This is a genomic window from Ureibacillus thermosphaericus (assembly GCF_012396605.1).
Lineage (GTDB): Bacteria > Bacillota > Bacilli > Bacillales_A > Planococcaceae > Ureibacillus > Ureibacillus thermosphaericus.
Genome location: NZ_JAAXPW010000004.1, coordinates 58,156 through 72,729, shown reverse-complemented (window position 1 = coordinate 72,729; position 14,574 = coordinate 58,156). Strand labels below are relative to the sequence as shown.

The window sequence follows — 14,574 nt, the reverse complement described above, 5'->3', positions numbered from 1 at the left end:
TTTGTCAAATGGTGTTGGTGAATAAATTTTAGTGACATTATTTGGTAATATGTAATCGGATGGCTTAGGGGAAATTCGAGGTTCCCCTAAGCTGTTTTTATTTTCGCTAAGTTTTGGGTAATGAATATTCGGTTTCTAAAGTGATAGAAGGATCGATAACCGAAAGAAATGCGTTTAATCACTTTGATTTTGTTATTAATCCCCTCTAAAATGCCGTTGTTATAATCATATTTCAACGTATTCTCCACGTAATTTATGTATTTGTTTATTGTCTTGATGGCGGTTTTCATATAGCTGGAAACGCTGTTCTGTTTATTCGCCAAGGTTTTCTTCAAGAGCTCAAAGTCTTTGGTTTTGATGCAATGTCGAACGTATTGGTATAACTCATAGGACGCTTTTAATTCAGAATCTAAATCAATGAGGTAGTGGAGAATCTCCACCTCACACATATGCTTTTTAAAGCAACGATCAAGTTTTGTTTGATCTTTCAGAAGGAGCTTCCAGTATTTTTTCAATTTATTGTAATTCTTTTTATCCCGATTCATGACGTTGATGCGCGTTTTGTTTAAAGCTCTGCTAAATAGTTGGAGGATATGGAATTTGTCGAGTACGATTTCCGCTTTAGGGAAAACTTCTTGGATTAAGGAAATATAAGGGCTGTACATATCGATGACAATCGTTTTTACCGCATCTCTCGCCTTCTTGGAATACCGTAAGAAATACTCTTTGAGGACATGTAATCTTCGGTCCTCCACGATATCCACAATCTCCCCCGTTTCAGAGTCGCAGAAAATAAAGGACATCGCTCCAGCTGCGGATTTCACTGATTTAAACTCGTCAAAACACAGGTGCTTTGGAAGGTAGTGAACATTTGGTTGATAGTAGCTATAAAAGCTGTCAATGACACGACTGACAGTGGCATGAGAAACATTATGTTTCATCGCAATATCTTTTTCGGATATTTTATCTTTGGCGTTTAAAGCAATCGCTACTTTAGTATTGTTGGAAATACAACAGTTTTTAGCCACGACGCTCGTTTTTAAAGTAAACGTGGAATGACAATGTTTACAGAAATAACGCTGTTTACGCAATTTTAAGTAGGTATGAAAACCTGAAATGCTAGGCATTTTAATGAGAGACGTTTTAAAACCGTGTTTAATGATTTGAACATCAAAGACATGTCCACAAGCATAACAAGCTTTTGGTTGGTAAGTTAATTGGCCATAAAAGACTTTTGATTGGACCCCTTTAATGAGTTCTTCTGCACAAAAATTTTCATCAAATGTGATATTTTTGTCTTTTATATTGAGTAGGTTTCGTATAGAATGATGGTGAGACATGTGACACAACTCCTTTGGAAAATGTGTTTTGGCGATTACATTTTACCAGAGTTTTGTCACTGTCTCATTTTTTTGTTCAAAAAAATTGGTGCTGGTTTTTACTCACCAACACCAAATATTATAGAGCCAAATCTTTTACTCCTGCGGTAGTAAAACAAAGTTTTCACAATCCTTGTCGCAACTTATCTGTAACTATGCGCGACAGTCACAAAGAGACCGTCTCAAATTGCTTTTCAGACAGCCCCTTTACTGGGAGCTAGACCAAAATAATCAAAAGATAATAACAGATGAATACGATAAACTACTCTTTTCTTTTTTTCTTTTTATTACTGCCTGAGAACAAATTGATGCAAGAACGGGTAAGATTACTTAAAAACTTTGGCAATTGAAAAGTATAAACTCGCACACTGAGACCTCCTTATAAGTCACTGCTTCTTATCATTAAACATATGCCTGATGAAAAGGAGATATAACCTTGCTCCCCTACGAGCTCATTGCTAGTAAATCGGCTAGAACCCACTTCAATCCTCTCCCGCGTTGTCTCATATTTCACACCGCGTAACGTCACATTTTCTACCGCTTGTATAAAAGAGAAAAATGAAAGGTAACGATATCTTTCATCTCGAGAAATCGTATGCGTTCCTGGTAACAGTATGCTAATTTCATTGTGGCTATTAATAATTCTATGTTCAATATGCGGACATTGTGCCTTCATTTTATATAAAGAACGAAGAGCCGCTTCAAAATGGTCCAAGCGTCCACCAGTTACTCCTGTAATCAAAATTTCATTCGGATTGTAGGAAACAGCTTTTAGCAGTGCTAAGTCGGTGTCAGTTTCATCTTTTTCTGAGCGATACTTTTCAATTTTTTTTACTTTAGAGCGAATTATTTCCCATTCTTCCTTCGATAATGAATCAAAATCCCCGATGATTTCATCTGGAACAATTCCTTTTTCAAGCAAATAAAGTGCGCCGCGATCTGCACCAATAAAATACATGTCCTTTTCTTTAGCATACATTTCAAATGAACATAATTCGTTTTTTGGACCGCCAGCACAAATTAATACTCTTTTCATTGCTGAATTGCAGCCTCACCACTCGTTTTAATAGCCTGCAACGCAGATTTTCGATCTTCTTTATTGTAAATAGCTGAACCAGCTACAAAAATCGTCGCTCCCGCTTTCGCACACGGAATAATTGTTTCCTCCGTAATGCCGCCATCAATTTCAATTTCTACATTATATCCGTTTTCTTTAATCATTTTGGAGAGAGCTTCAATTTTGGGCACAACGCTATCAATAAACTTTTGTCCCCCAAAACCAGGGTTCACCGTCATCAACAATACAAAATCTACTTCTCCTAAAACGTGTTGAATCATTTCAATCGGTGTGTGCGGATTTAATACTACTCCAGGTTTTACACCAAAAGAACGAATTAGTTGAATCGTGCGATGTAAATGTGGACAAGCTTCGACATGAACAGAAATCCAATCTGCTCCAGCTTTTGCAAATGCCTCAATATACTGATCTGGATTTTCAATCATTAAATGCACATCTAACGGTAATTTTGTAACGGGACGTAAAGCCTCCACAACGATAGGACCCATTGTAATATTAGGAACGAAATGACCATCCATTACATCAATATGAATAAGGTCTGCTCCAGCTTCCTCCACTTCCTTTACTTCGTCCCCTAATTTCGCAAAATTCGCTGATAATATGGATGGTGCTATTTTTATCATAACTAATACCTCGGCTTTCGATCTATTATTTCTTGCAAAAATTGTAAATAATGTTCGTAACGAAATTCTAGAATGTCTCCAGTTTCAACCCCAGCCTTTATGGCACATTTTGGTTCTTTCAAATGAAGACACCCACGAAATTTGCATTCATCTTTTTTTCGTTCAAACTCAGGAAAACAAGTTGTTAAATCCTCTTTTTCAAGATGGTCAAATTCAAAAGAACTAAATCCTGGTGTATCTGCAACAAGTCCACCAGCAACTTCGATTAACTCAACATGTCTTGTCGTATGCTTTCCTCTCCCAAGGCTTTGGGATATTTCCCCTGTTTTTAAATTGAGATTTGGAATTAAAGTGTTTAATAATGTAGACTTTCCAACTCCAGATTGTCCTGCCAATACTGTTGTTTTTCCTTTAAGGATCGGCTCTAATCTATCTAGTAATGTTGGATCGTTTTTGTAAGTATCTACCACTTCATAGCCAATATCTTTATAGATTTTGATATATGAATTTATTTCATCTTTTTCTTTTTCCGTCAACAAATCCATCTTAGTTAAGCAAATGATTGGGATCACTTGATGAGATTCCAATATTACTAAAAAACGATCCAGTAAAATTGTATTAAAATCAGGCTCTTTTACAGAAAATACGAGCAATGATTGATCAACATTTGCAATAGGTGGTCGTATTAATTCATTTTTTCGCGGAAAAATTTTCTTTATAACACCATCAGATCCTTCTTCCACTTTCTCATATTCAACAAAGTCGCCGACGAGAGGCTGTTCCCCTCGCTTACGGAATACCCCTCGTCCTCGACATTGCAATAATTTTCCTTCATCGTACACATAATAATATCCACTTAAAGCCTTTCGAATTTGCCCATTAGGCATCCAATTCCTCCTTAATCTCCTCTTTCAAATGGTATTGTATCTTTTTCAATAATTACCGAATCTTTTTCAATCATGTAGGATGCTGTTGAACCCTCTTGAATTACTAATTGGATTTGATAAGTCGTATCTTCAGTAATTTTAATTTCATCATACGGTTTATCCATCGTATTAGATTTGTCTTGAATGTAAATTCTAACTATTTGTTCTTCACCCATTAATGCATGATCATACGGTATCACAACTTCTTTTACATATAATTTTTCGCGTTTTTGTTTAGGTCCTTTTGAAATTACTACGTTCACCGATTCTCCAATTTCTAATTTTGTGTTCGGCTTAGGATCTTGTGATACGACGCTTCCAGCTGGAATGTCGTCTGAATACACTTCTTCGACAATTTTAATTTTAAATCCTGAAGTCTTTTCATATTCCCTCATAGCAGATTGATTAAAGCCTGTTAAATCACTGACAGTTCCAATTTGTTTCCCTTTACTAACTGTAAGCGTTACAATTGAATCTTCAGGTACAACTTCTTCTCCCGGTGCTGGATCTTGACCAATGATTGTCCCTTCCGGTTGATTTGAATATTCCTCGATGATTTTTACATCCTTAAATTCTTCACTAATGATGGAAAGAACTTGATTTAATTGTTTTCCTACATAATCGTTCATTTCAACTTTTTCGTTGCCAATTGAAATGATTAAATCAATTTCTGTTCCTTTTACTCTTGATAAACCAGCTTTTGGATCAGTTTCTATGACTAGCCCTTCTTCAATTTCATCGGAATTCTTTTCACGGATTTCACCGATGACAAATCCTGCCTTTTTTAGAATCTCAGTAGCTTCTTCCACTTCCATATTTGAAACGTCCGGTATCTCAACTTTATCCGGCATCATCAAGTTAACGAGTCCAATTAGTCCAATGATGAGAACAAGAGCAGCTGCCCCGATGATTGTCCAAAGTTTTTTTCTATTTTTCTTTAGTTTTGTAGGTTTCTTTTCCACTTCTTCATTTTTTGTTTTCTTTTTATGATCTGAAATGATCGGTTTTATTTCTTTCGTTTTTGCCAATTCATCGATTGGCATTACATCTTTTATAACTGGAATAGCTTTCGTTTCTTCATTATCAACAGGAGGGCGAAATTTCGGTTCATGTTGCCGAGAGGGAGATAATACCGTTTCTAAATCCGCTGCCATCTCTTCCACTGAAGCATATCTATGGTCAGGATTTTTTGCTGTCGCCTTTAAAATGACATTTTCTAAACTTTGTGGAATGGAAGCATCGAAGTTACGAACAGAAGGTGTTTCTGCTTGCAAATGTTTTAAAGCAATTGATACTGCGGATTCCCCAGAGAAGGGTACCTCTCCAGTTAGCAACTCATATAACACAATCCCTAGTGCATAAATGTCTGATTTTTTCGTTGCTATTCCGCCGCGTGCTTGTTCAGGAGACAAATAATGAACTGTCCCAATGACTGAATTCGTTTTTGTATAACTTGTTGCAGCAAGGGAAGTAGCAATCCCAAAATCTGTTATTTTCACATTACCTGCTTCATCCATTAAAATGTTTTGCGGTTTGATGTCCCGGTGTATAATTTGATTTTCATGGGCATGACTAATGGCGCTCGTTAGTTGTTTCATAATTTGAACGCTTCGAGCAGGAGAAAGCGGTGCATTTTCTTTTATGTACTGCTTTAGCGTTTTCCCTTTTACATACTCCATAACAATATAATGCATATCGCCATCTTCGCCGACATCATAAATACTGACGATATTCGGATGCATTAAACTTGTTGCAGATAAAGCTTCTCGGTGAAAGCGGCGCATACTTTCTTCTTCATTTGTTGAATCATAACGCAACACTTTAATGGCCACATCTCGATTTAATATAACGTCATGGGCTAGATAAACATAACTCATGCCCCCGCCGCCAATGAGTTCAAGAACTTTGTAGCGATCATTAATGCGTTTACCTTCAAGCATAAATTACACCTCCTCTTCAGTCATCATTAATAGAATGAGGGAAATATTGTCTTCTCCTCCGCTATCATTTGCTAATTGCACTAGTTTCCGACCTTTTTCAGCAATAGGCATCGGATAAGTAATGATGGCAGCCATTTCCTCCGTTGATATTTTATTGCTTAACCCGTCTGAACAGATAAGTAAATAAGAATATTCCTTCAGGGTTAGCTCGTAAAAATCCGGTTCAATGGTGGGTTCTGTGCCTAAAGCTTTCACAATAAAATTTTTTTGCGGATGATTTTGTGCTTCTTCCTCACTGATTTCTCCACTATCTACTAATATATTAACGTACGAATGATCACGAGTTATTAAGTCAACGCTAGTTGATGTAAAATGATATACTCGACTATCTCCAATATGACCAATTAAACAATGATTATGGTCAATCAACACGGCTATAAATGTCGTCCCCATTCCTTTACAGTTTTCATGTTCTAAGGAATGGTTGTAAATTTTTTCGTTGATGTTTGATATGGCTTCCTGCATCCACTTTCGCTTTTCTTCCACCGTTGCATTTTGAAATTCTGCCTGTAGAAAATAATTGGACATTTCTTGAATTGCCATTTCACTTGCAACATCACCCGCGTTATGACCACCCATTCCATCCGCTAATAAAGCAAGTTTTAATGAATCAGGGCGCTCTAAAAAAGCTGCCCTATCTTCATTAATAACTCTTTTTCTCCCTACATCACTTTCAACCGTAAACTTCACAATTGTCACCTCGTCTCGTGAACTCTCTCTTTCGCCCGTAATTGCCCACACGCTGCATCAATATCTGAGCCATGCTCTCTGCGAATTGTTACATTGACGCCATTCTTTTTTAATGCTTTTTCAAAGGCAAATATTTGATTTCTTGGAGTACGCACATAATCTCGCTCTGGTACGTAGTTTACGGGAATTAAATTGACATGGCTTTTAATTCCTTTTATCAGTTGGGCTAGTTCTTCTGCGTGCTCAATAGAATCGTTTACACCACCGAACAACCCATACTCAAATGTGACACGGCGTCCAGTTTTATTCGTATAATAGCGTATTGCTTCCATTAATTTATCTAACTTATACGCTCTAGCAATCGGCATTAAACGTTCACGCAGTTCTTGATTTGGTGCGTGAAGAGACAATGCGAAATTAATTTGCAATTGTTCATCCGCGAACTGGTAAATTTTAGGTATTATACCAGAGGTAGAAACAGTTATATGACGCGCTCCAATATTTAAGCCTTTTTCGTGATTGATGACTTTTAAAAACTTCATCATTGCATCATAATTATCGAATGGTTCACCGATTCCCATAATCACCACATGGGATACTCTTTCTCCGACTTCATCTAACGTTTGTTGCACTTTGACCACTTGCTCAACGATTTCTCCTGCAAGCAAATGTCTTTTTAATCCGCCTAAAGTTGACGCACAAAAAGTACAACCAATCCGACAACCCACTTGCGTTGTCACACAGACGGAGTTTCCATAGTCATGGCGCATTAATACCGTTTCAATGGAATAGTTGTCTTGTAATTGAAATAAAAATTTGATTGTTCCATCTTTTGATTCTTGTTTTACAATCGTTGAAAGGGTTGTAAATGCAAAGTTTTCTTTAAGTTTATCTCGCAATTGCTTCGATAAATTTGTCATTTCATCAAAAGTTTTAACCCGCTTATTATAAAGCCATTCATAAATTTGTGTAGCACGGAATGGCTTTTCTCCATTTTCATTCAACCATTGTTTTAATTCATCCAATGTTAATGAATAAATGGATTCTTTTAATTGTGGTTTTTCTTTTTTTACACGTTTCTGTGATGATTCTGCATGTTCAACTAATTCATTTATACGTTCATTAAAAATAGCGTTATCCATTAAATAGGATTCTCCTTTTTACTTAACTTTTTCAAAGGCAGCAACAAAGAAACCATCACTTCCAAAGTCTTGTGGAAAAACTTGCAGCATGCCTTCGTGCTGTGCTTCTAGTAATTGCTTTGGCAAATGGTTTATTGGTACAAGTTTCATCTCAGGGTGAGACGCTAAAAATGCTTCGACTGTTCCTTCATTTTCTTTTTTGCTGACTGTGCATGTGCTATACACAAGTCTTCCACCAGGTTTTAATAATTTTTCAGCATTATCTAACAGCTCCAATTGAATTTCATGTAAGCGGTCAAAATCCTCTTCTCTTTTTGTATATTTGATATCCGGTTTTCGACGCATTACACCTAATCCAGAGCATGGTGCATCAACAAGGATTGCATCGAATGATTCAGGCTGTAATAATTCCACTGCTTTCCTACCGTCAATTGGCGCTGTTTCAACGATATTAATTCCAAGCCTTGCACAGTTTTCTTCAATTAAATCTAATTTATGAGGATGAATGTCCGTTGCAAGAATGGAACCTTCATTTTTCATGATTTCTGCCATATGAGTCGTTTTTCCACCAGGAGCGGCACACATATCTAGTACCCGTTCGCCCGGCTTTGGATTTAAAACGATTGCTGGCATCATTGAACTCTCATCTTGAATCGTTATGATGCCTTGTCGAAAAGTTTCCGTTCTAGCAGCTTGTCCGTTTAATAGATTTAAACATTGTGGAATTACTTTACTTTGTTCTGCTTGAATATCTTCTTGAGCTAATAACTCTATTGCTTCACCTACTGTAGCTTTTAAAGTATTCACTCGGACAGTTTGCTTCGGAGGAATATTATTCTCTTTTAACATAGCAACCGTTTTTTCTAGTCCATATGAGTCAACAAACATTTCTACAATCCATCTAGGATGGCTTGTTTCTATAGCTATACGCTCAATCGGATCTTTTATTTTTTCTAGCGACGGAATGCCCATTCTGGTGATAGATCGCAAAATACCATTCACCATGGAAGCAATCCCTTTATGGCCTCTCCTTTTGGCAATTTCTACAGCTTCATGAACAATTGCATGCTCAGGAATTTTCGATAAATAGACCATTTGGTAAACCGAAAGTCTTAAAAGCCATCGAATCCATTGTTCTATTTTGCCACGAATATACGGTTCTAAATAATAATCCAAGGCATATTTATATTGAAGAGTTCCATAGGTTAATTCCGTCAGCAAGGCCCGATCTTTTGCTTCAATATGATATTTATTGATTGTTTGGTTTAATAATAGGTTGGAATATGCTTGGTTCTTGTCTACGGCAAGTAGTATGCTTAACGCCGCATCTCGCACATTACCATCCCAAATATGAATACTTTTCTTCTTCTTTCTCATTCAAATAAATCTCCAATCTGCAATTTTGAACCCACGCCACGTAAATAATCTTCCGCTGACATGCGTTTTTTACCTGCAGGTTGTAATTCGATTATTGCAAGGGTTCCTTCACCAGTAGCCACTTCAAAATAATCTTTTTCAATTTTCACCACTTCACCAGGACGAGCTGTAACTTGTGAGTCACCTACTTTTGCCCACCAAATTTTCACATTGTCACCTTTAAAGGTTGTATAGGCAATAGGCCATGGATGTAGGCCACGCACTTGGTTATAAATACTTCTCGCACTTTTTGTCCAATCTATTCGCTCTTGTTCCCTTGTAATATTATGTGCAAAAGTCGCTCTTGTTTCATCCTGCGGAATGCGTTCATTTGTACCATTTAGGATGCTAGGAAGCGTGTCCTTTAATAAATCTCTTCCCAAAAGGCTCAGTTTTTCAAACATGATGCCCGTATGGTCCAATTCTTCAATAGGGATTTCTCTTTGGGAAATGATATCACCCGCATCTAATTTTTCTGCCATATACATAATGGTAACGCCTGTTTTCTCTTCTCCGTCAATAATGGCTTGATGAATCGGCGCACCACCGCGATATTTTGGCAATAGCGATGCATGCACATTAATGCATCCCCATTTTGGCGCTTCCAACAACTCTTTCGGCAAGATTTGACCATAAGCAGCAGTAACAATTAAATCGGGATTCATATGAATTAATTCGCTCATTTCATCAGAACCTTTTAATTTCTCAGGTTGAAGAACTTTTAATCCTAAACGAAGTGCTTCTTCTTTTACTGGAGGAGGAGTTAGCACCCGTTTTCTTCCAACAGGACGGTCCGGTTGCGTGACGACTGCTGCAACTTCATATCCTTCTTCATGAAGCATGCGCAAAATAGGAACTGAAAATTCCGGAGTGCCCATAAATACGATTTTTGTCATATTTTATTCTTCCTCCTCCTCGAACATTTCCTCTAATTCTTCTTCAGTATAGACACGTGTAATTTTAGAATTGAATAAAATGCCATCTAAATGGTCAATTTCATGTAAAATACAGCGAGCATCGTAATCCGTTGCTTCCAATTGATATACTTGACCGTTTCGATCATGGGCTTCAATTTTAACATAATTCGATCTTTCCACTTCTCCATAAAGCCCAGGGAAACTTAAACAACCTTCGATGTCCACTGATGAACCGTCCGTTTCGATGACTGTAGGGTTAATCATTTCGATCAACGTTCGCTCTTCACCTAACTCAACAATAGCAATACGAAGGGGAACATTAACTTGAGGAGCAGCAATACCCATACCGTCATATTCAACCATCGTTTCGTACATATCATCTAATAAAGTGATAATCTCTTCATCAATTACTGTTACTTCTTTACATGGCTGTGTTAATATTTTTGCCGGATGCTTTACGATTTCTCTAATCATTAGGTAACCTCTTTCTATTTAAATCATGGAGGGGTCTAAATCAATTGTTAATACGACACCCTTTTTTATCCAATCCGTACGATATATTTTCATTAACTGTAAAAATGTTGGAATTAAATTCGGCTCTATTTTGTATTTTATCAAACATTGATAGCGATATCTATTTTGCAGACGAACGATGCCTGCTGTCGTCGGTCCAATAATAGAAGCATTAAAAGAAAGATGAGTACGAAGAAATTCTGCACATTTATTAGCATATTCTGCTGCTAACAATACGTCTTCATGTGCTACTTGGATGAGTGCTATAAAATAATATGGTGGATATGCCGCACCATGGCGAACCATCATTTCTCTTTCATAAAATGGTTCATATTGTTGGGTTTTCGCAAGTTCAATTGCATAATGTTCCGGTGTGTAGGATTGAATAATTACCTCACCATGCTTTTCCGCTCTACCCGCACGACCACTTACTTGAGTAAGCAGTTGGAATGTCCGCTCAGCTGCGCGAAAATCTGGCAAATGCAGCGAAGTATCGGCACTTAGTACACCAACAAGGGTAATGTTTGGAAAGTCCAATCCTTTGGCAATCATTTGAGTTCCGAGCAGTATATCCGCTTTGCCAGCTCCAAAATTCTCTAATATCTCCTCATGTGCACCTTTCTGTTTTGTCGTATCCACATCCATTCTTAATACCCTTGCCTCTGGAAAGAGTTTCATCAATTCTTCTTCCACTTTTTGAGTACCTGTTCCAAAATAACGAATATGGTCGCTACTACATTCTGGACAAATTGTTGGTACAAACTGTTCATATCCACAATAATGGCATTTTAATTTTTCATTGTAGCGATGATATGTTAAGGAAATATCACAATTTTCACATTGCATCACCGTTCCGCAATCTCGGCATAAAACGAAGGAAGAATACCCTCTCCGATTTAAAAACAACACGATTTGCTCTTTCTTTTTTAACCGATTACGAATGGACTCAGTTAATTTTTCAGAAAACATGGAACGATTTCCCTTTTTTAATTCTTCCCTCATATCAACAATTTCAACAGTCGGTAGGGGTTGATTTAATGCCCGCCCTTTTAATGTCAATAATTTATACACGTTTTTTCTAGCACGAGCATAGGATTCAAGGCTTGGCGTAGCGCTTCCTAAAATCACTGGACAATGATGATATTTACTTCTCCAAATGGCAACATCCCTTGCATGATATCTCGGTGTATCTTCTTGTTTATAAGACGATTCATGCTCTTCATCGAGGATGATGAGTCCTACATTTTCAAAGGGAGCAAATACTGCGGATCGCGCACCAACAACAACCTTCACTTTTTGTTGATGAACTTTCCTCCATTCATCGTACTTTTCACCGATCGACAAACCGCTATGCATCACCGCAACAAGTTCACCAAATCTTGAACGGAAGCGATTTGTCATTTGCGGAGTGAGGGAAATTTCTGGAACAAGTACAATCGCATCTTTACCTTGCTGAATACAATGCTGAATTGCCTGCAAATAAACTTCCGTTTTACCGCTTCCGGTTACCCCATGTAATAAGAACGTTTCAGGGGAACGATTGTCCATCGCTTCTACAATTTTATGTAATGCTTGTTTTTGTTCCTCTGTTAAAGTTAAAAAATCTGTTTTTTTAACATCCTTCTTAAAAGGATTTCGATACACTTCTTCTAATATAAATTCAGCAGCACCTTGCTCAATGATTGCTTGTAACACTTGAGGGGAACAGTTTGTTTCCTTGTAAATAAAATCAGGTTCCAATATTTCCCCAACGTGTTGTTTCATCCATAAAAGCAGTTGTTTTTGTTTTTTGGCACGGTTGGATAACTTATCATATACTTCTTGAAGAAGTTGAAGATTATCTGAAACTTTTACTTTTCTAATTTCTTTTACTTGGCCTTTTTGTTTAACTACATTTTCAAGGGAAAGTAATTTCTTATTTAACGCTTTTTTTAAAGGGATGAGCAAATTATTTTTCTCAAATTCTTTATAGTTCACTTTTGTCGACTTTTGGAAGTAATGTTTTAAAGGTTCATCTAAATTTTCTACATTAGTTTGAAGAACGACCATTTTTTCATACTTTGCCCTAAGTGCTGATGGCAACATTACTTGTAAGCAATCGATTTCATAACAAATCGTTTCTTGTTTCAACCATTTTGCCAATTGAAGCATTTCACTTGTCAATACCGGCTCAATATCGAGTAATGACGCGATTGGCTTAATTTTATCTAACGGAACATCCGTCTCATTCTTTATCCCAACAACAAATCCGAGAACATTCCGATTTCCAAAAGGCACTTTTACTCGACAACCACATTCAATAAGCTCTTCTACTTGTTCTGGAATGAAGTAATCAAAAGGGCGGTCGACTGGATATGCGGACACGTCAACAATGACTTCGGCAATCATCATTTTTTCTCTTCTCTTTCAAAATATTGAATCACCAACTCCGTTATTTTCTCCGGCTCTTCTAATCGTCCCTTACCAACATATCCACAAGCTAAATACCCTTCTGATGGTTCAATAAAGGAATAGCCGTCTCTTGCAAGCTGTGCGATATTGCGTTTTACAGCAGGATGGTCATACATATGCACGTTCATAGCTGGGGCAATCCATACTGGGCTCGTTGTAGCGAGCAGTGTTGTTGTCAACATATCATCAGCAATTCCATTGGCAAGTTTACCAATGATATTCGCTGTCGCAGGTGCAACAATCACTAAATCCGCCCAGTCAGCTAATTCAATATGGGCAATTGAACTTGGATCTTTTTCGTCGAACGTATCAATATACACATCATTTTTTGACATTACTTGGAAAGTAAGGGGTGTAACAAATTTCATCGCTGATTCGGTCATAATTACTTTTACTTGAAACCCTGCTTGAGTTAATTTACTTACTAATGCTACTGCTTTGTAAACCGCAATACCGCCAGACACTCCTAGTAAAATTTTTCGACTCATCAACTTTCACCCTTTCAAAGGATAAGCTCCCAAAGAATGTTTCTCCGGGAGCTACTCGTAGTTTTACATTAAATTTTACTTCTATTGTTCATCAGAATAAACTTTGTTAGCATCTTGGATTTCCATTTCTAATAAACCTGCAGCAACTTCTTCCAACGCTTTCCCAACTGGTTTATGTGATTTATACTCAGACAATTTAAAGTTTCCAAGTTCTTGTAATTGACGGGCACGTTTTGATGCTAAACTAACTAATGAATATTTGGAGTCTACTTTTCCTTTCAACACATCAATGGATGGATATAACATCATCATTCTCCTTTCAACATCGATAAATATCTTTTTTCAACACGTTCACGGCGGCAATGTTCAGCCATGATGATTGCATTTATTTTTTCACAAGCTTTTTGAATTTCATCATTTTCTACAACATAATCATATAAACTCATCATTTCAAGTTCTTCTTTTGCAGTTTCAATTCTCTTTTGAATAATTTCTTCCGTTTCTGTACCGCGACCTATTAATCGTCTTTCTAACTCCGACAAACTAGGAGGTGCTAAAAAGATGAAAAGAGCTTCCGGAACTTTTTCGCGAATTTGAGCCGCTCCTTGAACTTCGATTTCTAAAAAAACATCGCGGCCTGCATCCAATGTTTCATTTACATAATCGAGAGGGGTGCCATAATAGTTGCCTACAAATTCAGCATACTCTAATAGTTTTCCCTCCTCGATTAATTTTTCAAACTCTTCTCGAGTTTTAAAAAAATAATCGACTCCATCGACTTCTCCCTCACGAGGTTTTCGAGTTGTCATTGAAATGGAGTATTCATAATTTGTATTCGGTTGTTTAAAAAGCTCTTTTCTTACTGTTCCTTTCCCAACACCAGATGGGCCAGAAAGAACAATTAATAATCCGCGCTCTTTTTTCATCGATTTCATACTCTCCCTTATTACT

At 37.1% G+C, this 14,574-nt stretch carries 13 protein-coding genes and 1 pseudogene; all 14 read right to left on the bottom strand.

The window, feature by feature from the left end:
- Window positions 1-86 precede the first annotated feature (86 nt).
- The 14 genes and pseudogenes from HF990_RS03135 to gmk all read right to left on the bottom strand — a co-directional run bounded on the left by HF990_RS03135 (window position 87) and on the right by gmk (window position 14,549).
- Window positions 87-1,340 (bottom strand): ISL3 family transposase, encoded by a 1,254-nt coding sequence (locus HF990_RS03135; RefSeq protein WP_168411965.1) that lies wholly within the window; start codon window positions 1,338-1,340, stop codon window positions 87-89.
- Window positions 1,341-1,758: 418 nt separating this feature from the next.
- Window positions 1,759-2,415: a thiamine diphosphokinase gene (locus HF990_RS03130; protein ID WP_016837459.1), complete on the bottom strand. Its 657-nt coding sequence runs from the start codon at window positions 2,413-2,415 to the stop codon at window positions 1,759-1,761.
- Window positions 2,412-3,080: a ribulose-phosphate 3-epimerase gene (rpe, locus tag HF990_RS03125; protein WP_016837460.1), complete on the bottom strand. Its 669-nt coding sequence runs from the start codon at window positions 3,078-3,080 to the stop codon at window positions 2,412-2,414. The genes HF990_RS03130 and rpe overlap by 4 nt, the downstream gene beginning before the upstream one ends.
- Window positions 3,081-3,082: 2 nt before the next feature.
- Complete coding sequence (rsgA, locus tag HF990_RS03120; RefSeq protein ID WP_096550625.1) at window positions 3,083-3,967, bottom strand: ribosome small subunit-dependent GTPase A; 885 nt, start codon at window positions 3,965-3,967, stop codon at window positions 3,083-3,085.
- 11 nt (window positions 3,968-3,978) lie between these two features.
- Window positions 3,979-5,946 carry a Stk1 family PASTA domain-containing Ser/Thr kinase gene (gene pknB / locus HF990_RS03115; RefSeq protein WP_016837462.1) on the bottom strand — a complete coding sequence of 656 codons (1,968 nt, stop codon included), beginning with the start codon at window positions 5,944-5,946 and terminating at the stop codon, window positions 3,979-3,981.
- A gap of 3 nt (window positions 5,947-5,949) precedes the next feature.
- Window positions 5,950-6,696, bottom strand: a complete 747-nt coding sequence (locus tag HF990_RS03110; RefSeq protein ID WP_168411964.1) for a Stp1/IreP family PP2C-type Ser/Thr phosphatase — start codon at window positions 6,694-6,696, stop codon at window positions 5,950-5,952.
- 5 nt (window positions 6,697-6,701) lie between these two features.
- Window positions 6,702-7,838 carry a 23S rRNA (adenine(2503)-C(2))-methyltransferase RlmN gene (gene rlmN, locus HF990_RS03105; protein ID WP_168411963.1) on the bottom strand — a complete coding sequence of 379 codons (1,137 nt, stop codon included), beginning with the start codon at window positions 7,836-7,838 and terminating at the stop codon, window positions 6,702-6,704.
- A gap of 18 nt (window positions 7,839-7,856) precedes the next feature.
- Window positions 7,857-9,215: a 16S rRNA (cytosine(967)-C(5))-methyltransferase RsmB gene (gene rsmB, locus HF990_RS03100; protein WP_168411962.1), complete on the bottom strand. Its 1,359-nt coding sequence runs from the start codon at window positions 9,213-9,215 to the stop codon at window positions 7,857-7,859.
- A complete protein-coding gene (fmt, locus tag HF990_RS03095; RefSeq protein WP_168411961.1) occupies window positions 9,212-10,150 on the bottom strand; it encodes a methionyl-tRNA formyltransferase in 939 nt (312 codons plus the stop codon). Before fmt ends, rsmB begins: the two co-directional genes overlap by 4 nt.
- Window positions 10,151-10,153: 3 nt before the next feature.
- Entirely contained in the window at window positions 10,154-10,645 is a 492-nt protein-coding gene (gene def / locus HF990_RS03090; RefSeq protein ID WP_168411960.1) for a peptide deformylase, read from the bottom strand.
- Window positions 10,646-10,663: 18 nt separating this feature from the next.
- Window positions 10,664-13,072: a primosomal protein N' gene (priA, locus tag HF990_RS03085; RefSeq protein ID WP_168411970.1), complete on the bottom strand. Its 2,409-nt coding sequence runs from the start codon at window positions 13,070-13,072 to the stop codon at window positions 10,664-10,666.
- Between the two features lie 5 nt (window positions 13,073-13,077).
- Window positions 13,078-13,623: pseudogene (gene coaBC / locus HF990_RS03080) on the bottom strand (bifunctional phosphopantothenoylcysteine decarboxylase/phosphopantothenate--cysteine ligase CoaBC); the annotation flags it as partial.
- Between the two features lie 81 nt (window positions 13,624-13,704).
- Window positions 13,705-13,929, bottom strand: coding sequence for a DNA-directed RNA polymerase subunit omega (gene rpoZ / locus HF990_RS03075; protein ID WP_096550616.1), 225 nt, complete (start codon window positions 13,927-13,929; stop codon window positions 13,705-13,707).
- Window positions 13,930-13,931: 2 nt separating this feature from the next.
- A complete protein-coding gene (gene gmk, locus HF990_RS03070) occupies window positions 13,932-14,549 on the bottom strand; it encodes a guanylate kinase (RefSeq protein ID WP_016837471.1) in 618 nt (205 codons plus the stop codon).
- Window positions 14,550-14,574: the final 25 nt, after the last annotated feature.

Excerpts from the sequence above, each read along its gene's own strand:
- rlmN (WP_168411963.1), bottom strand. The coding sequence starts at position 7,838 with ATGGATAACGCTATTTTTAATGAACGTATAAATGAATTAGTTGAACAT.
- priA (WP_168411970.1), bottom strand. The coding sequence starts at position 13,072 with ATGATTGCCGAAGTCATTGTTGACGTGTCCGCATATCCAGTCGACCGC.
- gmk (WP_016837471.1), bottom strand. The coding sequence starts at position 14,549 with ATGAAAAAAGAGCGCGGATTATTAATTGTTCTTTCTGGCCCATCTGGT.
- rpe (WP_016837460.1), bottom strand. The coding sequence starts at position 3,080 with ATGATAAAAATAGCACCATCCATATTATCAGCGAATTTTGCGAAATTA.
- rpoZ (WP_096550616.1), bottom strand. The coding sequence starts at position 13,929 with ATGTTATATCCATCCATTGATGTGTTGAAAGGAAAAGTAGACTCCAAA.
- rsmB (WP_168411962.1), bottom strand. The coding sequence starts at position 9,215 with ATGAGAAAGAAGAAGAAAAGTATTCATATTTGGGATGGTAATGTGCGA.
- pknB (WP_016837462.1), bottom strand. The coding sequence starts at position 5,946 with ATGCTTGAAGGTAAACGCATTAATGATCGCTACAAAGTTCTTGAACTC.
- def (WP_168411960.1), bottom strand. The coding sequence starts at position 10,645 with ATGATTAGAGAAATCGTAAAGCATCCGGCAAAAATATTAACACAGCCA.
- rsgA (WP_096550625.1), bottom strand. The coding sequence starts at position 3,967 with ATGCCTAATGGGCAAATTCGAAAGGCTTTAAGTGGATATTATTATGTG.
- HF990_RS03135 (WP_168411965.1), bottom strand. The coding sequence starts at position 1,340 with ATGTCTCACCATCATTCTATACGAAACCTACTCAATATAAAAGACAAA.
- HF990_RS03130 (WP_016837459.1), bottom strand. The coding sequence starts at position 2,415 with ATGAAAAGAGTATTAATTTGTGCTGGCGGTCCAAAAAACGAATTATGT.
- fmt (WP_168411961.1), bottom strand. The coding sequence starts at position 10,150 with ATGACAAAAATCGTATTTATGGGCACTCCGGAATTTTCAGTTCCTATT.